This is a genomic window from Bradyrhizobium sp. IC3123 (assembly GCF_020193625.1).
GTDB classification, from domain to species: domain Bacteria; phylum Pseudomonadota; class Alphaproteobacteria; order Rhizobiales; family Xanthobacteraceae; genus Bradyrhizobium; species Bradyrhizobium yuanmingense.
On record NZ_JADYVF010000002.1, the window covers coordinates 434,012 to 452,397 of the forward strand.

Annotated in this window: 18 protein-coding genes; 8 read left to right on the forward strand and 10 right to left on the reverse strand. The window is 63.2% G+C overall.

Annotated features, from left to right (window positions below):
• Nucleotides 1-83: 83 nt before the first annotated feature.
• From I6F20_RS07530 to I6F20_RS07550, 5 genes are all read right to left on the reverse strand, one after another.
• The gene (locus tag I6F20_RS07530) at nucleotides 84-485 is read right to left on the reverse strand and encodes a cupin domain-containing protein (protein ID WP_225125635.1); all 402 of its coding nucleotides are present in this window, start codon (nucleotides 483-485) and stop codon (nucleotides 84-86) included.
• A gap of 247 nt (nucleotides 486-732) precedes the next feature.
• On the reverse strand, nucleotides 733-2,235 hold the full coding sequence (locus I6F20_RS38360; RefSeq protein ID WP_109143959.1) for an enoyl-CoA hydratase-related protein: 1,503 nt from the start codon (nucleotides 2,233-2,235) through the stop codon (nucleotides 733-735).
• Between the two features lie 111 nt (nucleotides 2,236-2,346).
• Complete coding sequence (locus I6F20_RS07540; RefSeq protein WP_036022790.1) at nucleotides 2,347-3,660, reverse strand: epoxide hydrolase family protein; 1,314 nt, start codon at nucleotides 3,658-3,660, stop codon at nucleotides 2,347-2,349.
• 173 nt (nucleotides 3,661-3,833) lie between these two features.
• The gene (locus I6F20_RS07545) at nucleotides 3,834-6,578 is read right to left on the reverse strand and encodes an ATP-binding protein (RefSeq protein WP_225125637.1); all 2,745 of its coding nucleotides are present in this window, start codon (nucleotides 6,576-6,578) and stop codon (nucleotides 3,834-3,836) included.
• Nucleotides 6,579-6,883: 305 nt separating this feature from the next.
• Complete coding sequence (locus I6F20_RS07550; RefSeq protein ID WP_036022789.1) at nucleotides 6,884-7,627, reverse strand: hypothetical protein; 744 nt, start codon at nucleotides 7,625-7,627, stop codon at nucleotides 6,884-6,886.
• Between the two features lie 245 nt (nucleotides 7,628-7,872).
• Between I6F20_RS07550 and I6F20_RS07555 the strand changes: the two genes are divergently transcribed.
• Both I6F20_RS07555 and I6F20_RS07560 read left to right on the forward strand, forming a co-directional pair.
• Complete coding sequence (locus I6F20_RS07555) at nucleotides 7,873-8,961, forward strand: alpha/beta fold hydrolase (RefSeq protein WP_036022787.1); 1,089 nt, start codon at nucleotides 7,873-7,875, stop codon at nucleotides 8,959-8,961.
• A 126-nt stretch (nucleotides 8,962-9,087) separates the two neighbouring features.
• Nucleotides 9,088-9,984, forward strand: a complete 897-nt coding sequence (locus I6F20_RS07560; RefSeq protein ID WP_036022786.1) for an alpha/beta fold hydrolase — start codon at nucleotides 9,088-9,090, stop codon at nucleotides 9,982-9,984.
• A gap of 95 nt (nucleotides 9,985-10,079) precedes the next feature.
• Here I6F20_RS07560 and I6F20_RS07565 read toward each other — a convergent pair whose 3' ends face one another.
• Entirely contained in the window at nucleotides 10,080-10,784 is a 705-nt protein-coding gene (locus I6F20_RS07565; RefSeq protein ID WP_225125639.1) for a hypothetical protein, read from the reverse strand.
• A 304-nt stretch (nucleotides 10,785-11,088) separates the two neighbouring features.
• Here I6F20_RS07565 and I6F20_RS07570 point away from each other — a divergent pair, with 304 nt between their 5' ends.
• On the forward strand, nucleotides 11,089-11,541 hold the full coding sequence (locus tag I6F20_RS07570; RefSeq protein WP_225125641.1) for a hypothetical protein: 453 nt from the start codon (nucleotides 11,089-11,091) through the stop codon (nucleotides 11,539-11,541).
• A 103-nt stretch (nucleotides 11,542-11,644) separates the two neighbouring features.
• Here I6F20_RS07570 and I6F20_RS07575 read toward each other — a convergent pair whose 3' ends face one another.
• The 3 genes from I6F20_RS07575 to I6F20_RS07585 all read right to left on the reverse strand — a co-directional run bounded on the left by I6F20_RS07575 (nucleotide 11,645) and on the right by I6F20_RS07585 (nucleotide 14,466).
• The gene (locus I6F20_RS07575; RefSeq protein ID WP_225125643.1) at nucleotides 11,645-12,466 is read right to left on the reverse strand and encodes a tetratricopeptide repeat protein; all 822 of its coding nucleotides are present in this window, start codon (nucleotides 12,464-12,466) and stop codon (nucleotides 11,645-11,647) included.
• Nucleotides 12,467-12,535: 69 nt separating this feature from the next.
• The gene (locus tag I6F20_RS07580) at nucleotides 12,536-13,237 is read right to left on the reverse strand and encodes a GrlR family regulatory protein (RefSeq protein ID WP_036022782.1); all 702 of its coding nucleotides are present in this window, start codon (nucleotides 13,235-13,237) and stop codon (nucleotides 12,536-12,538) included.
• Between the two features lie 194 nt (nucleotides 13,238-13,431).
• A complete protein-coding gene (locus I6F20_RS07585; RefSeq protein WP_036000382.1) occupies nucleotides 13,432-14,466 on the reverse strand; it encodes a glutamine synthetase beta-grasp domain-containing protein in 1,035 nt (344 codons plus the stop codon).
• 540 nt (nucleotides 14,467-15,006) lie between these two features.
• On the opposite strand from I6F20_RS07585, the gene I6F20_RS07590 reads away from it, so the two are divergent.
• Nucleotides 15,007-15,210: a DUF2735 domain-containing protein gene (locus I6F20_RS07590; protein WP_036022780.1), complete on the forward strand. Its 204-nt coding sequence runs from the start codon at nucleotides 15,007-15,009 to the stop codon at nucleotides 15,208-15,210.
• A gap of 110 nt (nucleotides 15,211-15,320) precedes the next feature.
• On the opposite strand, the gene I6F20_RS07595 is transcribed toward I6F20_RS07590, so the two are convergent.
• Nucleotides 15,321-15,647: an MliC family protein gene (locus tag I6F20_RS07595; RefSeq protein WP_225125645.1), complete on the reverse strand. Its 327-nt coding sequence runs from the start codon at nucleotides 15,645-15,647 to the stop codon at nucleotides 15,321-15,323.
• 86 nt (nucleotides 15,648-15,733) lie between these two features.
• Here I6F20_RS07595 and I6F20_RS07600 point away from each other — a divergent pair, with 86 nt between their 5' ends.
• The 4 genes from I6F20_RS07600 (at nucleotide 15,734) to I6F20_RS07615 (ending at nucleotide 18,362) form a co-directional block, all read left to right on the forward strand.
• Nucleotides 15,734-16,477: a tyrosine-protein phosphatase gene (locus I6F20_RS07600; protein WP_225126009.1), complete on the forward strand. Its 744-nt coding sequence runs from the start codon at nucleotides 15,734-15,736 to the stop codon at nucleotides 16,475-16,477.
• Nucleotides 16,478-16,501: 24 nt separating this feature from the next.
• Nucleotides 16,502-17,182, forward strand: a complete 681-nt coding sequence (locus tag I6F20_RS07605; protein ID WP_225125646.1) for an SDR family oxidoreductase — start codon at nucleotides 16,502-16,504, stop codon at nucleotides 17,180-17,182.
• 98 nt (nucleotides 17,183-17,280) lie between these two features.
• Nucleotides 17,281-17,967, forward strand: coding sequence for a DUF2161 domain-containing phosphodiesterase (locus tag I6F20_RS07610; protein WP_225125647.1), 687 nt, complete (start codon nucleotides 17,281-17,283; stop codon nucleotides 17,965-17,967).
• A 95-nt stretch (nucleotides 17,968-18,062) separates the two neighbouring features.
• Entirely contained in the window at nucleotides 18,063-18,362 is a 300-nt protein-coding gene (locus I6F20_RS07615; RefSeq protein ID WP_036000395.1) for a hypothetical protein, read from the forward strand.
• Nucleotides 18,363-18,386 lie beyond the last annotated feature (24 nt).

Genomic DNA, 18,386 nt, shown 5'->3' on the forward strand with positions numbered 1-18,386 from the left:
CTGCTCTCGGAGAGAAACCGGACCGGACGAGCAGAGCGGTCGGACCGCAGCTTGTGACCCGTTGCGGTCATGCGACAACCCGCTCATTCAATCCGTTCCCTGCTGACGAACAGTCGTCGCGGATCGATGACTGCAGTATGACGGAACTGCTTATCGATGTGATAGGCGAATTCACCCGAAGCGGAGTTGCTGTGGTCGCAGAGACGACCATTGCTCCTCTCGCTTCCGATTGCGGCCCCCGCACTGCCGCGCGGATCATCTCGCGAGTCGTGATACTCGAGGCCGAGCGGACCGAGCGCCGAGACCTGCGTGACGTACTCACCTGATTTCGCCCAGTGGAAATGCCAGGTCTCGCCCGGGAGGACAATGACGCTCCCAGGTGGATAGGCCTTGAGCTTGTCGTCATCGAAGGCTTCTCCAAGGCCGATATAGAAGACCCCGGATATGACCGTGTAGATCCGGTCCTCCGGATGCTTGTGCGGCATAAGCTTCGTTCCGCGGTACTTTAACCCAAATTAGGTACGGCCCCGGTTCGGCGGGGTGACCAACCATAACAGCTAGACGTGCGCCCGCTGGAAACGCCGGGAACGGCTCCCACGTAATTTCTTCCGGCAGAATCGCTCGGAATGTATCCTCATCCAATTGATGCTCGAGGATCATAACCTCTCCTCTGCTAGCGAAGACCTGAGAGGGGGCCGCCTCGGGGCAGCCCCTTGTCGCGGATTCGGATGGTTAGTTGTTCAGCCGGCCGACGTGATATCCGAGCCGGTTCTCAACATCGCCCGGCCGATGGAAGCCACGATCGAGCAGGATCTTGATTCGGCTCTGGCTGGCCGGACGCTGGACCGACGCGAGGAAAGCGTCCCATTCGGGCGCGATGTCCGCATCCGACGGCAGGCTCGCGACGTTGACCAGCCGCTTTGTCTCGGCGATCGCTTGCTTGTCGAAGGAGGCGATTCGTCTGGCCAGGGCGTCAACGAAGCCGTCGAGTTCTGCGTCCGTCAGCGATCGATTGACGTAACCGTAGCGTTCCGCAAGATCCCCGCTGATGTCATCGGCGCCTAGCAGCACCTCAAGGGCACGACCCCGGCCGATCAAGCGCGGGAGCCGCGCCATTGGGCCGCCGCCCGGCACGAGGCCAGCGCCGACTTCCCATTGCGACAGGATCGCATTTTCGCGGCTCGCAAAGCGCATGTCGCTTGCCAGCGCCAGTTCGCTGCCAACGCCGGTGGCGCGGCCACGGACCATGGCGATTGACGCGACCGGCGCGCGACTCAGACGGACCAGCAGGTCAGGTAGCGCCTGCAGTCCGGTGGCCCCCGGCGGAATCTTCGTCGACTCCTCCAGCGGGGCGAAGAAATTGTAGTGCGTCAGGAAGAAGCCCTCGACTGCGCTGTCGAATACGACAACCTTGACCTGCGGGTCGGTCTCGATCGCCGTGATGATTTCGTTGAGCTGCGGAATGTTCTCGGGCCCAAAGATATTCAGCGGCGGAAGGTCGAAGGTGACGCGCCAATAAGATGGCGTGCGGCGTTGCAGCCTGATGCCGCGGGTGGCTGCAGGCTTCAGGAGCTTGAGCAGCGCCTCGGCGCCGGCCTTTGACGAGGCTGGATTCTGGCCGGTGACGAGCCTTCCGTCGGTGATGACAAAGCTCTGCCAGTCCGGCGCCTTTTCAAATAGCCCGCCCAGCCGCCTCAATTCGTCTTCGACAAGGAACGGCACGACCTTCGTCAACCCAACCGCTTCTTCCTCACTGTTGGTGAATCCGGCCACGCGCTTGCCCTTCACGATCGGCTCGCCGTTGTATGTGACGTGCCGGAGCACGCCCGGCGCATGGCAGACGGCCGCCACCGGCTTGCCGGCGTTGTAGAAGGCTTCGATCAGCGCGACGGAATCCGGATCCTCGGCGAGGTCCCACATAGGGCCGTGACCACCCGGATAGAATACCGCATCAAAGTCTGCGGGCTTCATCTGCGACAGCTTGCGCGTATTGGCAAGAACCGCCTGCGCTGCGGGATCCTGCTTGAATCGCCTGGTCAGGTCGGTCTGACCTTCCGGCGTATCGCTGACGGGATCGAGCGGCGGCTGACCGCCCCGGGGCGAAGCTACGGTGATGTCCGCGCCGGCATCAAGGAAGGTGAAGTAGGGCGCCGCAAATTCCTCGAGCCAGAAACCGGTCTTGCGGCCGGTGTTACCGAGTTGATCGTGCGAAGTCATGACCATCAGGATTCTCATTGGAAACTCCCATTGTCGGCGCCATCAGGTGAACACGCCGTGTTTGGTTTGAGTGGCAAGGGGCGTCAGGTGCTGATGGGGGCGCGCAATATCCTCGCGCGCCTCCATTTTTCAGGACGATTGACGCAAAGAGCGGAACGAGGCGCGCATCTCCGCGCTGAACAGCTCGGGCTGCTCCCAGGCGGCGAAGTGTCCGCCGCGATCAAGCCGGTTGAAATGGATCAGCTTGGGATAGGCACGTTCCGTCCAACTCCGTGGGGCGGCGTAGATCTCGTCCGGGAACACGCTCACTGCGACCGGAATAGTGACATTCTTCGGCTGGAAGAACTGAAGCTTGTTCTCCCAATAAAGTCGCGCCGATGACATTGCCGTGTTCGTCACCCAGTACAGCGTTATGTTGTCGAGGATGTCGTCCCGCGTGAGCCCGGCGGTCTCGCCGCCGAAGACTCGGGCAATAAGCTGATGGCTGCGTGTATCGTGGTCGAGGATCCATGCTGCGAGGCCGACCGGCGAATCCGTGATGCCGTACAGCGTCTGCGGCCGGTTGGCCATTTCGATAGCGTAGCCGAGGCCGTGTTTGTAGAAGAAGTCGAGCTGGTTCCACGCGTTCTGCTCTTCGCCGGAGAGACCTGACGGCTGCTTCCCACCGGCCTGGAGCGAAGCCGCAACGTCGTCAGGAACAGTTGCAGGCATGTTGGTGTGGATGCCAACAAGTTCGGGTGCGCCGAGAAGCGCCATCTGTTCGGTGATGGCGTTGCCCCAGTCGCCGCCTTGCGCGACGAACCGCATGTAGCCGAGCCGCTTCATCAACACGATCCAGGCGCGCGCGATGCGCTGCGGATCCCAGCCGGTGGTCTCGGGCTTGCCGGAAAACCCGTAGCCGGGGATCGACGGGATCACCACGTCAAAAGCATCCGACGCTGCCGCCCCGTGGGCAAGGGGATTAACCAGGCGATCAACGATCTTCAGCTGTTCGATGATCGAGCCGGGCCAGCCATGCGTTACGATCAGCGGCAGCGCATTGTCGTGCCGGGACCGAACGTGAATGAAGTGGATGTCAATCCCGTCAATCTCGGTGATGAATTGCGGCAGTGCATTGAGCCGTGCTTCCACCTTGCGCCAGTCGTAGTCCGTCTGCCAGTACTGGACCAGCTTCTTGACGGTCGCGAGCTGCACGCCCTGACTGTCGTCAGTCACGGTCTCCTTCTCCGGCCACCGCGTCGCGCCGAGGCGGTGACGAAGGTCGATCAAAGTGGCCTCGGGAACATGGACGTGGAAGGGGCGGATTTCGCCAGCGGTCTTGCCCGAGGCGGGCTGCAACGGCAGAAGGCTGACGGCTCCCGCGGCGACGATGCCCATGGCGGCGGTACCCAGCAGTTGGCGGCGATCCTGGTCGATCGTTTCGGAAGTGGACTGCGCGATCATTTTAATCTCCTTGGTTTGCGGGCCGTCGATATGGCCGGCCAGGCGGTTCGTGACGCCGCCACACTTGCGCAGAACCTGGGAGATTGCTCGTTAGGTGATGTAAAAGCGCGTTATGCTCCGCCGGGCCGCTTGCTTGCCTCGCGATAACGCGAAGCGTCGCCCACCGAGAATGATCAGGACTGGAGCAGGCCGCGAGCCGACTGCAAATCGGCTGTCTCAAGCCCCTCACTGAAGCGAGCCAACGTCTGGGCTAAAGCCGTCAGCGCGGATTTCTTGCCCTGTTTGCCGGAAAGCACGACCAGCGTAATCTCGGAGCGCAGCCGCCAGGACAACGCGCCTTGCGTCTCGGCGAGTTCAATGGATGATTTGAGGCTCTGCCTCGCGCCGTCTTCGTCGCCGCCCTGGGCCTTCAGCTTGCCGCGAAGCCGGAGCAACTCCGGCATATCAAAAATCTCACCGCCGGCGGATGTACGGGACATCGAGTTGTCGAGCGCTTCAAGCGCTTCCTCAACCCGCCCTAGCCGGCCTAGCCCTTGCGCTAGGTCGGCGCTGAACCCGGATGCGTAGAGTTCGTAGCGGTCGGCGTGCAGGCGGGGCAGCACGTCGTGGAGAAGATCGACGCCGTCCTTCACGTCGCCGCGGGCTACCATCACCTGACCACGGAATCCGTCGGCCACGGCCTGATACGGAACGAAGCCGTGCATCAAGGCGTGTTCGCTCAGGCGCGCGGTCAATTTTTCCACGCTCGCCCAATCGCCGACCCAGCCAAATACTGATGCAGCCCAGCACAGCGCGATGCTGTACATCACAACGTCTTTTGGCGCGGCATCATTGGTGACCGCACGGGCGAGTTCCACCGCTTGATCAGGAAATCCCCGCAACCACAATGTTCGCGCCAGCGGAATGCGTGGCGTGCGCGCAAAGGCGAAGTGGCTGGGACCGGCAACGCGCAGCGCGATGTCGTTTTGCATGGCCTTTTCGAGGTGATGCTGCGCAAGGATCTGATTGCCGGCCAAATGATGGGAAACGCCGAGCAGGACGCTTGCTCCGGCAAGTCCTGCGGGATCGCCGATCTCGCGTGCCACTTCCTCGGCCGCCTCCGCGGACGGTACCAGGCGGTCGCATTCGCCGGTTCGCCGGTAGAACATGTTGAGGCGCGACAGCAGCCGGAATTGGTTGGGTCGATCCGACAATTTCCTTGCGACGGAGAGCCCTCGTAGCAGCGCGGCCTCGGCCTGCTCGCTGTTGCGCTCTGTGAACATGGCTGCGTGACCGAGCGCCGATTGCAGTTCGATTTCCCAGATTCCGCCGCGGTTGGTGTCGTCGAGCGCTCCGAGGGCGCGTTGCGCCACCCGGCTGCACTCGTTGAGCAGGTTCAGTTCGACGAGCAGCGGAGCACTAGCGCCGCTCAAGGGAACGCGCAATTCTGCCGCACCTTCATCCGAATAGGCCCATGACAGCGCGGCACGCACGTCGCCGAGCAGTTCGGAGCGCGCCGGCAGGCCTAGGGCATTTCCGTTCGACCCGCTACGGACCAGCGCGCTCATCACGTATTCCGCGTGCCGTCGCGCGATGGTATTGGCCTCGCCGCTTTCGCTGAGCCTTTTCAGCGCGTAGGTCCGGGTGGTGTCAAGCAACCGATACCGCATCGACGATTTGATTGGCCTGGCTGACAGCAGGGACTTGGCGACGAGTTGCCCGATCATGTCGATGACCTGCTCGTCGTCGGGCTCAGCTCCGGCAACCGCTATTGCAGCTTCCAGGGTGAACGCCCCGGCGAACACGGCAAGCCGCCGAAGCGCCAGCCGTTCGGCGTCGGTGATGAGATTGTAGCTCCAGTCCAGCATTGCGCTCAGCGTCTGGTGGCGCGGCGGTGCCGTACGACGCCCCCGCCATTCCAGTTTCAGCCGACCGTCCAGCAGCGCATCGATCTCGCGCAGGCCGTGCGCGCCGAGGCGAACGGCCGCGAGCTCGATGGCGAGCGCGATGCCGTCGAGTTTCTCGCAGATGCCGGCGAGGAGCCGCATATTGTCGGGACTCATCTCCACGCTGTATCCGGCCGCCGTCGCTCGTTCCGTAAAGAGCCGGACCGCCGGATAGGCCAGCATCTCCTCCGATGTGAGCGCCTGGTCCGCGGGGGGGGTTGCGAGCGGCGGCAACTCGACGATCTGCTCTCCCTGAACCAGCAAGGATTCTCGGCTGGTGGCAAGAATGCTGGTGCCAGGCGCCTGCAGATAGATGGCTTCGGCGAGCCGTGCGGCATGTTCGATGACGTGCTCGCAGCTGTCGAGAATGAGCACGACGCGCCGGCCGCCCAGGAATTGCACGATACTTGAGGTCGGGTCCGCGGTTTGCACGACCAGATTGAGCGCCGAAGCGACGGTGCTTGGAACAAGCTCGCCTTCCTTCAGGGGCCCAAGATCGACGAAGCGCACTTCCTGCGCGCGGCCCGACAATGCGTGGGCAACCGCAAGCGCAACCGTCGTCTTCCCGATGCCGCCAGGTCCCCGCAGCGTAATGAACTGCTCGGCGAGTAATCGCTCCGAGAGGCGCTGAACCACATCTTCCCGTCCGATCGTGCGGGTCAGCAGCAGCGGAAACGACGGTTCGCCCGAGACCATTGCCGCCGGCTTCGGGGCATCCTGCGCCGGCTGGCGCTGTTCGATGGTCGCAACGAAGCAGTATCCCCGATTGGGTACGTTGGTGATGAAGCGCGCACCGTCCTTGCCGTCGCCGAGCACCCTTCGGATCTCTGCGATGTGGACGCGGAGACTGGCCTCGTCCACCGTCAGGTTCGGCCAGGCGTGCGCCAGCAACTCGTCCTTGTGAATAATGTCTCCCGCACGACCAACCAGCAGGCACAGAATGTCGAGCGCGCGGCTACCGATCTTGACGGGACCCTGATCTTTTTCGAGCAATCGGGATTTTTCGTAAAGACAAAACCGGCCGAATCTTACGCCCAGGGAATCAGGCTCGCTCGCGCGAGATGGCTGTGCGCCTCTGTGCTTTGCTGGGAGGCTGGAAGGCATCGCCCGCTACTTCGACAATCGTCGCGATGCAATCCGCGGCGCGCGCGTTGCTTCATTGCCGTTTATTTCGCGCATTTCACAACTATTCCGGGAAAATTAGCAGTACTGCGGTCGAGGCCAATGAGGAAGCATGTCGCGGGCGGAGCTTCAAATCAATACACAGTTAGGTCATGGGGGATGCGCCCAATATAGGGTCACGATCCGGCATTCGACTCGGCCGGGCTGAAACGAACCACAGATAGATCTATGCCGACCATCAGATCTTCCGGGATCGGCTTCAAATCACGGTCGCGCAGATAGGCGCGCTGCCTGGTCGGAATCGTGATGCCATCGATCACGACCGGCTCGGAGAAGTATTGGGCGGCAGGAAAATTGCCGGCGATCTGCACGTGATAGTCGTGGCGCCTGATCAGCATGTCGGGTCCGAAATAGAAGTCCTGCTCGAGGCTGTGGCTGGCTAGCCTCTCCGGAAACACGGCCCGCAATCCGCGCCAGATTTCCGCGCCTTCGCGCCATGGTTCGATCTCGCGCAGCGTGAAGCCGCGCATCGTGAGCAGGAATGGCACGGTCAGGCAAGTCCAGAGCGCGTAGCCGCCGAAATAGGCCCGGTGCAGTAGATCCCAGGCGGTACGCATGTCGTGGCCATCGAACGATGCGCGCGGGTTCCTGCGCTCGGCGATTGTCCTGCTGCCGCCGGACAGGATCGCGACGCGGTCGGGGGTGAAGTCACTCCGTTGTCCAGGTTTGCCGATATCGTCGACAGACGCCCATTGCCGGTGCAGATCGACATGCACCGTCCTTGGAAGGCCACTCTGGTGCACGCATTTCAGGTCCCAGAGTTCGCCCGTGATGACGAACGATGCGCTGAGACGGCCGTGCGCCCGCCAGCGGCTTTCGCCACCATGAGCTTCGATCGCTTCGGCCAGGAGCGGAATCATGTCTAATTCTCCCCGTTTCAACCTGGCCATGGTGCCGCCGCCTACGCGCGCGGCGCGAGTTCATAGATGTAAAGCGATGTTAATGGCCGCCCGCGGAAGGCTGGACCGGCATGCGAACCGCCGGAATGGCGCCGTTTCGCGCCAAATAACATCAGTTAACGAGCGGAAATCGCCGTGTCGTTGCACAGTGAGCTCGCAACCAAGCTCGACCGAAAGCTGGACGGGCCAACGACAGGAAAATTACCATGTCAGACAAGATCGACGTTCAGCGCCGCAACTTCTTCGGCACCGCCGCGATGACGCTCGCCACGGCTCAATTTGCTCTGGCCGGCACCTCGCAGGCTGGCCTTACCAAGCTGACCGCCGCAGCCGATGCGGATCTCAACCGGACGAAATCGGGCAGCCTACCAGCGATCAAGCCGGGCACGAATACGGCTTTCTCTGCCCTCAAGCAGATCGATGCTGGCCTGCTCAATGTCGGCTATGTGGAGACCGGCCCGACAAATGGACCCGCGGTCCTGCTGCTGCACGGCTGGCCCTATGACATCTACAGCTTCGTCGATGTCGCGCCGCTGCTCGCCGGCTCCGGCTATCGCGTGATCATCCCGTATCTTCGCGGCTACGGATCGACGCGGTTTCTCTCCCCGACATCCTTTCGCAACGGTCAGCCTTCGGCGATTGCGCTAGACATGATCGCTTTACTCGATGCGCTTAGGATTGAGAAGGCTGTTGTCGCCGGCTTCGACTGGGGCGCGCGGACCGCCAACATCATGGCGGCGCTGTGGCCGGAACGCTGCAAGGCGATGGTATCTGTGAGCGGGTATCTGATCGGCAGCCAGCAGGCCGGCAAGATGCCGCTGCCGCCGAAAGCGGAACTGCAATGGTGGTACCAGTTCTATTTCGCCACCGAGCGCGGCCAGCTCGGCTATGACAAGTATCGCCGGGAATTCTCCAGGCTGATCTGGCAGCTGGCGTCGCCGAAGTGGAATTTCGACGATGCCACTTTCGAGCGCAGCGCGAGCGCCTTCGACAATCCGGATCATGTCGCGATTGTCATTCACAATTACCGCTGGCGGCAGGCGCTTGCCGATGGCGAGGCTAGATACGAGGACATCGAAGCGAAACTCGCGCAGGGTCCTGCCATCGCCGTGCCTACAATCACCATGGAAGGCGACGCCAACGGCGCGCCGCACCCGGAGCCGGCCGCCTACGCCAAAAAATTCTCTGGCAAGTACGAGCATCGGACCATCTCGGGCGGCATTGGGCACAATCTGCCCCAGGAGGCGCCGCGCGCATTCGCAGGGGCGATCATCGATGTCGATGGCGAAGCCTGATCCCGTCGAGCGAACGAGGAGAATGTGACCATGCGCAAGACAAGTGTTCTGGCGGCACTCGCCCTCATCGCGTTGCTCATGCTGATCCAATTCAGCCCGCCGTTTCTCTATGGTTAGGAGATCGGTATGAGCGTGCGGGCAACAAATCGCGATCTGCGTTCGACACGACAGTCGATCGCCTATCGCAGCATCGAGATCGAAGGCCTCGAGATCTTCTACAGGGAGGCAGGGTCGGTCGATGCGCCGACCGTGCTGCTGCTGCACGGCTTTCCATCCTCATCGCGGATGTGGGAGCCGTTGCTGCCGCTCCTTGCCGATCGATATCACCTGATTGCGCCTGATTATCCCGGCTTCGGTCACAGCAGCGCGCCGCCGACATCCGATTTCACCTATACGTTCGACCGGCTCGCGCAGATCATGGACACGTTTGTGACGAAGCTCGGCCTCGCCAAGTATGTCCTGTTCGTTCAGGACTATGGCGGGCCCGTCGGCTTCCGCCTAGCGCTCGCTCATCCCGAACGGGTGCGCAGCATCGTTGTCCAGAACGCGGTGTCGCATGAGCAGGGTTTGAGTTCGCTGTGGGACGCCCGCCGCAGGTACTGGGCCGATCCGGCCGGCGAACTCGATAACCTCAAGGCCAATTTCACCTCGCTGGAGGCAACCCGGCTGCGGCATGTCGGGACCAGCCCGCATCCCGAGCGGTATGATCCGGATAGCTGGACCGACGAGCACGCGTTTCTCTCCCGTCCGGGTCAGGCGGATATTCAGGCGAAATTGTTCCTGGACTATCGCAGCAACGTCGCATCCTATCCGCGCTGGCAGAAATGGCTTCGCGAAGTTCAGCCACCGATGCTAGTGGTCTGGGGAAAGTACGATCCTTCGTTCACCGTGGCGGGGGCAACTGCGTACGTCGACGATGTGCCTGACGCGGAGGTCCACCTGCTTGAAGCAGGTCATTTCGCGTTGGACGAGGCGACCGATAAGGTCGCCGAACTGGTTCGGCGCTTTCTTGCTAATTGCTAGGTGTGGTTGGTTAATGGCCTATGGCCCAATGCGGACATCCAGATGCGCGACTTGATTGTCGCCTCCGGAGCAGACGCGACAGAACGATCGGCGCCCTACGCTCTTCGCATCAGCTTGAGCGACGCCGTCAGCCGCAGGCTCCGCTTTCCCGCGAGCGCGATGCCTTCGAGCTCGCCGCTGTCTTCCGTGCAGGTCCCGGAGAAGCCGATGCCGACCTCGAGGCCGCCGAACACCGGGTTCTCGCCTTTCGCCGGCGTGTGCTCCTGGTTCAGCATCTCGCCCTTCCAGCGGCCGTCCGCCGAGGAATAGGCGCCGAGATAGTAGAAGAACGCATCGCCTCCGAGGATGCGCCCGTCGATCAGCAGCATCACGCCGGACAGTCCAGCATCGACGCCGTCGAGCGCGCGCAAGCCCATCCCATAGAGCCCGTTGGCGATGCCGCCCGGTCCGACCGTTCCGCTCGGCGGCAAGCCTTCGTCGTCGAGGCGCGTGAGATTGGCCCAGAACCTAGCGCCAGGCATGGTGTCCGCACCGCCCTCGAGACGGATCTGGTTGCCGTAGAGCCGGCCACGCGCTCCGATCGAGGCGACGTCGGCGCCCATCAGCGGCTTGTAGCTGGGGTCGAGGTTGTGCCGCTCGGTGATGACCTGGGCGATGATCTCGCCGTCGCGCTCGACATAACTGCCGAGATGCGCGAAGCCCGAATTGCCGCCAAGCATCCTGCCGTCGTGCAAGCACATGATGCTGCAGCCGAACCCATCGTTGACGCCGTATTCAACCTTGTAGAGCCCGTCCAGCAACGTCCTGAACCTGCAAATTGAGAATGAATTGCGGGCTACCTAGCATCGACGCCACAGCGAAGCCACCGGCTTTTCCGCGCATCGCCACCCCGGGGACCTCCGCCCGCCATGATGCCATTATGCTCCTGTTTTGCCCGACGGGTCAAAACTTCACTTCGTAAAACCCGCAGTCAATGATTTCAGGGACTTGGGTACTGTGCATGGGGTTGTTTTGGAGGTTTGTTTGCCGGTCTCCGAAAAAAGCTCCCTCAGCCGATCGGCGCCAGGCTCGAACCTGCTCCCACGGACGCACGACCAATCGCGCATGGACACGCAATCAGCCGAGGACGAGCTCAGCGCGATCATCGCCGGCGCCGCGAAGCAGCCGCTGCTCGATGCCGCCTACGCGCTCTGGCGCCAACGCTACCGCCTGGAGGCCATCGCGGGCCGCCCCACCGCCGAAGAGGTCCGGGTCAATCGCACCTTCTCGCCGGAGGAATTCATCATCCAGTACCGCCATGAACGCGCCCACGCCCATGAAGGGCCGATGTTCGGCTATGTGAAGCGCGCTCATCCGCGCGCCGACGATCAGGCGATCCGGCAAGCCATCATCACGGCGGTCAAATTCGAAGACGCCTACAACAAGCACTTCGACTGGAACGACGATTTCGAGGATTGCGTGGCGCGCGCGGTGAAACAGGCCGCGCGGAAATATCCGCATTATCTCGAGACCACCTACCGCGATGCCCGCAACGATCTCGCCTACTACATGAAGTGAACTAGAGCATGATCCGGAAAAGTGTGAAGCGGTTTTCCGAAAAGATCATGCTCAAACAATAGGCTAAAGCGCGATGACGATTCAATCCTGATCGCATCGCGCTTTAGAAGCACAGCGTGGTGACCAGCCTGCCCTGCTTGTCCTTGATCGCATAGGGACAGCGAATGCGCTCCAGCGCCTTCTTGGCATCCTCGTCGCCGAGCGCGGCAGCGCGCTCGTAGTAGGCCTTTGCGGCGTCCTTGTCCTTCGCACCGCCGCGCCCCTCCTGCGCGAAGGCGCCCATCCGCTCCAGCGCGCCTGGATGGTTTTGCGCCGCCGCCTTCTCGAACAGCGCGCGCGCCGCGACATCGTCCTTTGCGCCGCCATCGCCTTCAGACAACATCAGGCCGAGCTGGTACTGCGCTTCCGCATTGGTCTCGGCGGCCTTGCCGAGCAGCGCACGGGCTTGGGCGGGATCGGCCGGCGCGGCGCCACCTGCGCCACCGAGCGCTGCGAGATTGCTGACGCCGCGCGGGTTGCCGGCCTGCGCCGCCTTCTCGAAAAGCTTACGCGCCTGCGCCTCGTCCTTGGCGACGCCCGAGCCGGTGGCGTAGGTAACACCGAGCTCGACCATGGCCGCACTCGATCCCTTGTCGGCCGCCTTGCGCCAGGCCGCGATCGCCTCTGCGGTCTGCCGGTTGGCCGCATAGGCGCGGCCGAGTGCGAACATCGCACGCCGCGAGGAATTTGCCGCCTGCTTGCAGAATTTGATCGCTGTCGCGACGTCGGACGCCGCGATGTCGGTTACGCCCTTCACGTCAGCCGGCTTGTCGGGATCGCTGGGATCGGCGGCGAGACGGTCACACAACACGAGGTCGGCCGATTGCGCCTGCGCCGTCAGGGGCGCGGCGAGCGCAAAGAGAATGGCAAGGAGGAAAGTCCGCATGATCGTCACGTTGCGTCTGTGGCCCGGCAAATTCAAGGCTCAAGTCGGTTCGCGTCTGCGATGGGTGGCTCAGGCGCGATGCATCAGCTTGAGCGCTGCGGTCAGGCGCAAGCTCCGCTTGCCGGCCAGCGCGGTTGCCTCCAGCACCGCCTGCTCCGCGTCATAGCTGCCGGAGAAGCCGATGCCGACCTCGTGGCCGCCGAAGATCGGATCGTCCTTGGCCGGCGTGTGCTCCTGGTTGAGGATCTGGCCCTTCCAGCGTCCCTTCGCGGCGGTGTAGCTGCCGAGATAATAGAAAGCCGCATCGCCGCCGAGGATGCGGCCCTGGTTCAGCAGCATCACGCCGGTGAGTCCGCCGTCGAGGCCGTCGAGCATGCGCAAATGGATGGAGTAGAGACCGTCGCTGATGCCGGCTTCGCCGACGCCGCCGGCGATCGGCACCTCCTCGTCAGTGATCGGCGTCATCAGCGACTGAAACGGAACGCCCGGCAGCTCCTTGAGCTCGCCTTTGAAGCGATAGAGATCGCCGTCGGCCCAGCCCTTCGCGATCAGGGTTGCATCGTCGGTGCCGGCCATGGCGCGGTAGCTCGGATCGGGATTATGGCGGACGGTCTTGATCACGATGTCGACGCCGCTGCCCGTCTTCTCGTAGCTGCCGATATGGGCGAAGGCCGAATTGCCGCCGAGCATCTTGCCTTCGCCGGCATGCATCACGCTTCGGCCGACGGTATCGCCGAGCTGAAATCTCACTTTGTAGAAGCCTTCAATCACCAGCCGTGTCCCCGGCCCTGCGCGCATCCGGATGCACTCTATCCCGCTTTCGGCGGCGATGGACAAGTTTCGCGGCGCCCGGGTCGGCAGGCACAGGAACGGTTGTCATCAAAATGCAAAAAATCCGCCGGAGCCTTCGCTCCGGCGGATTGCAAGCCAACCCGGGCCAGCCCCCAGCCCGGGCCGGGAGGATCTTAGGCCGCGGCCTTCTTGTCGGTCGGCACGGACGAGATCGTCTTCAGGATCTGCGAAGCGATCTGGTAGGGGTCGCCTTGCGAGTTCGGACGGCGGTCTTCCAGATAGCCCTTGTAGCCGTTGTTGACGAAGGAGTGCGGAACGCGGATCGAGGCGCCGCGATCGGCAACGCCGTAGCTGAACTTGTTCCACGGCGCGGTCTCGTGCTTGCCGGTCAGACGCTTGTCGTTGTCCGGGCCGTAGACGGCGATGTGGTCCATCAGGTTCTTCTCGAAGGCGGCCATCAGCGCCTCGAAATACTCCTTGCCGCCGACTTCGCGCATATAGGCGGTCGAGAAGTTGGCGTGCATGCCCGAGCCGTTCCAGTCGGTGTCGCCGAGCGGCTTGCAGTGGAATTCGATGTCGATGCCGTACTTCTCGGTGAGGCGCAGCATCAGGTAGCGGGCCATCCACATCTGGTCGGCAGCGGTCTTGGAGCCCTTGCCGAAGATCTGGAATTCCCACTGGCCCTTGGCGACTTCCGCGTTGATGCCTTCATGGTTGATGCCGGCAGCCAAGCACAGGTCGAGATGCTCTTCGACGATCTTGCGGGCGACGTCGCCGACGTTCGAGTAGCCGACGCCGGTGTAGTACGGGCCTTGCGGCGCCGGATAGCCGGCGGTCGGGAAGCCGAGCGGACGGCCGTCCTTGTAGAAGAAGTATTCCTGCTCGAAGCCGAACCAGGCGCCGGAATCGTCCAGGATGGTGGCGCGCTTGTTGGACGGATGCGGGGTCTTGCCATCGGGCATCATGACTTCGCACATCACCAGCACGCCGTTGGTGCGCGCACCGTCCGGAAACACCGCGACCGGCTTCAGCACGCAATCGGAGCTGTGGCCTTCGGCCTGCTGGGTGGAGGAGCCGTCGAAGCCCCAGAGCGGAAGCTGCTCGAGCGTCGGGAACGACGCGAATTCCTTGATCTGAGTTTTGCCGCGCAAGTTCGGAGTCGGCGTATATCCGTCGAGCCAGATGTACTCGAGCTTGTACTTGGTCATTGAGCCTCTCTGTAGATGATGCGAAAGGTTGGGGGCCCGGGAGGGCCCCCGCACGTTTGTACCCGGCCATCATCGGCCAGCCTTTCCCAAGCATTTCGCGTGCCAAAAGGCCGCAGTACGGGCGGTTTTCCACCGCTTCCGCCTCCTCTTCGCCACAGACGGGCCCTCCACGGCACCGTGCGTCATAGCCGCGCACCTTGGCCCGAAGCTGCGCTGCAAAAATCCGGCGGAAAACGCCCGATTTAGAAGCAGCGGACGCCGACCGCGCATTGCCGATCAAACGCGCATCAACGTCCGGTAACTTTCGCAAACTCCCCCACCCCTCCTCAGCAACCTTCGGAATGGCCCACGCGTTGGTCAGCGGTAGCGTGCCTTGGAGGATTGCAGAAGGCTTCCTGCCTACAAATTGAGCGGAAACTGATTTCCTTTTCAGCACTTTCCAATCGGGGATGAGCGGCCGATATGGGGATTCCAGTAACCACAATCGAACGAGTCGGGCGCACCATGGAGGCCAAGGCGCTTCGACCAAGGAGAATCGCAATGATGAACAATGGTCTGAGTCACGGATCTGCAAAGATCTACCAATTCCCCGTCGGCGGCCGTGCGGCCCTCGCCGGACGCCGCTATGGCGAGACCCGCCTTCCCGCCGATCAGGCTTCGCTGCCCGCGAACGTCTCGATCTGCAGCGACAGCTGGTATCACCAGGATGCGGTCGACGAAGCCAAGCCCAAATGGGAACGCTGATGCCAGCTGCTGGTCTGACAGTGCCGGGCTTTCGCAAGCGGCAGCGGCAGTTTGAAAAAGGGTCGAAACAACGGCGTTTCGGCCCTTTTTGATTCCAGGCGCGCCCGCGCCTAGATCCCGGGCTTGTCGACCACCGCGCAGGCCGTAACCGGCCGCTTCAGGTGTTTGACCGTAGCGGGCCCGGTCTTGGGAATCCTCAGCGTGACTCCCGCCCCCGAATAGCGCATCCCCGAAACCGCCAGCCGCTTGGCGAGCGTAACCGGCTGGCCATCGATCTGGACGAAGGCCCGCTTGTCGTGGTCATAAAAGCCTAGGATGAACTGCGTACCATCGGCGCAGCGGTAGGTTTGGACGGTCTGCGCATCGGCCTGCCGCGCACCGAGCATTGCGCCCGCCAGCATGCTGACCGTCAAAACAATGGCCTTGTGCCGGCCCATGATCGCCCCCTGTAATAGACCGCAAGGACGCCAAACGTGCATCCGGTGGAACCATAACCCAAGCTGATCCCATGCAAGACTCCTCCCTGAAGGACTCCCCCGCCCGCCATCTCGCCCTTCAGGGTGCGAGCAATTTCCGCGACCTCGGCGGCTACCCGACCATTGATGGCCGCACCACACGCTGGCGGCACATCTTCCGCTCCAACCATCTCGGCCAGCTCACTGCTGCCGACATCGAGGTCGTCCGCGCGCTTGGCGTGCGCAGCGCGTTCGATTTCCGTGGCCTGGAGGAGCGCGCGGCCGGCATCTGCGTCGTGGACGAGATCACGGTGCATTCGCTGCCGATCGAGCCGACCGTCTTGGCCGGGCTGCGCGCCGAGCTCGCGAAGGGCACGCTGACCGCGGCCGTGGCGCTCGAGCTCATGCGCGAGTCCTATCGCAATTATGTGCGCCACAACACGCACAGCTTCCGCGCGCTGTTCGGTCATTTGCTGGAAGATCGCGCGCCGCTCGTGATTCACTGCACCGCCGGCAAGGACCGCACCGGCTTCGCCAGCGCGCTGATCCTGCATGCGCTCGGCGTGGCGGACGAGGTCATCGCCGAGGATTATCTCTTGACCAACCGGCACTACAAGCGCGACCCGTCGAACGTCTTCGATCTGCCCGCCGACGTCCTCGACGCGATCGGCAGCGTCGAGGCCTCGTACCTTGCGGCCGCATTCGAAGCGGTCGGCAGCGAATATGGCGATCTCGAAACCTATTTGCGCGACGGGCTCAAGCTCGGCACGGCAGAGCGAGACGCGCTGAAGGCGCGCTATCTGCAAGCATAGGGCGGCTGTGCCGGGAGAACGATCATGCAAGGCAAAATCTTGATCGTGACGGGCGCAGGCGGCGCGCTCGGCCAAGTAGTCGCGGAAACGGCGCTGGTACGCGGCGCGCGCGTGGCTGGCATCGATCACGCGTCTTCGCAAACCGCCGCAAGCGCTGACCACATCGACATCGCGGGCGTTGACCTGTCCGACCCAGCGCAGGCGAAAACGGCCGTCGATGCGGCGGCAAAGCATTTCGGCCGGCTCGACGCATTAATCAACATCGCCGGCGGCTTTGCCTTCGAGACCGTCGGCGACGGCGATATCGCGACGTGGCAACGCATGCATGCGCTGAACGTGCTGACCGCGCTCAACACCTCGCGTGCGGCGTTGCCGCACCTTGCCAAGTCCACGGCCGGCCGCATCGTCAATATCGGCGCCATGGGCGCACTGCAGGCCGGCAACGGGATGGGCCCCTATGCCGCGTCGAAAGCCGGCGTGCATCGCCTGACCGAGGCCCTCGCAAACGAGTGGAAGGGCAAGGTTACCGTCAACGCGGTGCTGCCCTCGATCATCGACACCGCGGCCAACCGCGCCGACATGCCGAAAGCCGACTTTTCCAAATGGGTGACGCCCCAGGAGCTCGCCGAAGTCATCCTGTTCCTCGCCAGCGATGCCGCGAGCGGCGTCACGGGCGCCCTGATCCCGGTCGGTGGCCGGGTGTAGTCGCGTTCCGATCAAAACGTTAGAGGCACCGGCTCCGATTCAATCGGGGCCGAGAACGCTCTAGACTGGCTGCAACTGATTCTCCGATCGGACGTCCCTTGGAAACCGCGCTTTACCTGCCCGTCAAACGCTTCCTCGAAGAGCTCGGCTTCACGGTCAAGGGCGAGATCGGTGGTTGCGATCTCATCGGCCTCAGCGCGGGCGATCCGCCAGTGGTGGTGATCGGCGAGCTCAAGCTTGCCTTTAATCTCGAGCTGATCCTGCAGGCGGTCGATCGCGCGCCGGCCGGTGACGAGGTCTGGATCGCAGCGAAGATGTCCGCGCGCGGCAAGGGACGCGAGAGCGACGCGCGCTATCGCAATCTCTGCCGCCGCCTCGGCTTCGGCATGCTCGGCGTAACCGATCGCGGCCAGGTCGAAGTGCTGGTGAAGCCGCCGACCGCGGCGCCGCGCCGCGAGCCGAAGGTGCGCTCGCGTCTCGTCGCCGAGCATCAGCGCCGCCAGGGCGACCCCGTGCTCGGCGGCAGCACCCGCGCACCGATCATGACGGCCTATCGCCAGCAGGCGCTGGCCTGCGCGTCGGCCCTTGCCGACGGGCCGAAGCCGGTGCGCGAGCTGCGCGAACGCTGCCCCGATGCCGGCAAGATCTTGCTTAACAATGTGTATGGCTGGTTCGAACGCACGGAGCGGGGAATCTACCGGCTCACCGAAGCTGGACACGCCGCCCTGAACCGTTGGCCTCAGCAACGGTTGGAGGTCGGCGCAGGTGCTGCGTCACCGCTGTGACACCAGACCGTTGCATAGCTGAGATGCCGCACCGATTTCATATTGCAATGCAACATTGGCGGCACTAGGTATCCCGGCATCAAGATGAGGCCGTTATGAGCGCAGACTGGAATACCAAATATGGCACGCGGCGCGTCCGCCACGATCCCCCGACCCTGGACGAGGCGATCTTCGCCGCTGTCGGCATCACAGACGACCAGGCGCAGCAGGCCGAGATCGCCGCAGCCTTGATGGGGATGCCGCTCGACGTCGTCCAGGCCGAGGTGAAGAAGCAGGCCCGCTCCAACAGCCGCATCACCGCCACCCGCGTGATCGCCGGCGAACAGGGCGCGCAGCGCTCCGTCGTGGTCGAACGCCGCGTCGTCCGCCGCTTCGGCGCCGGCACGCGCAGCTGAGCATTCCTTTCATCGCACCGAACA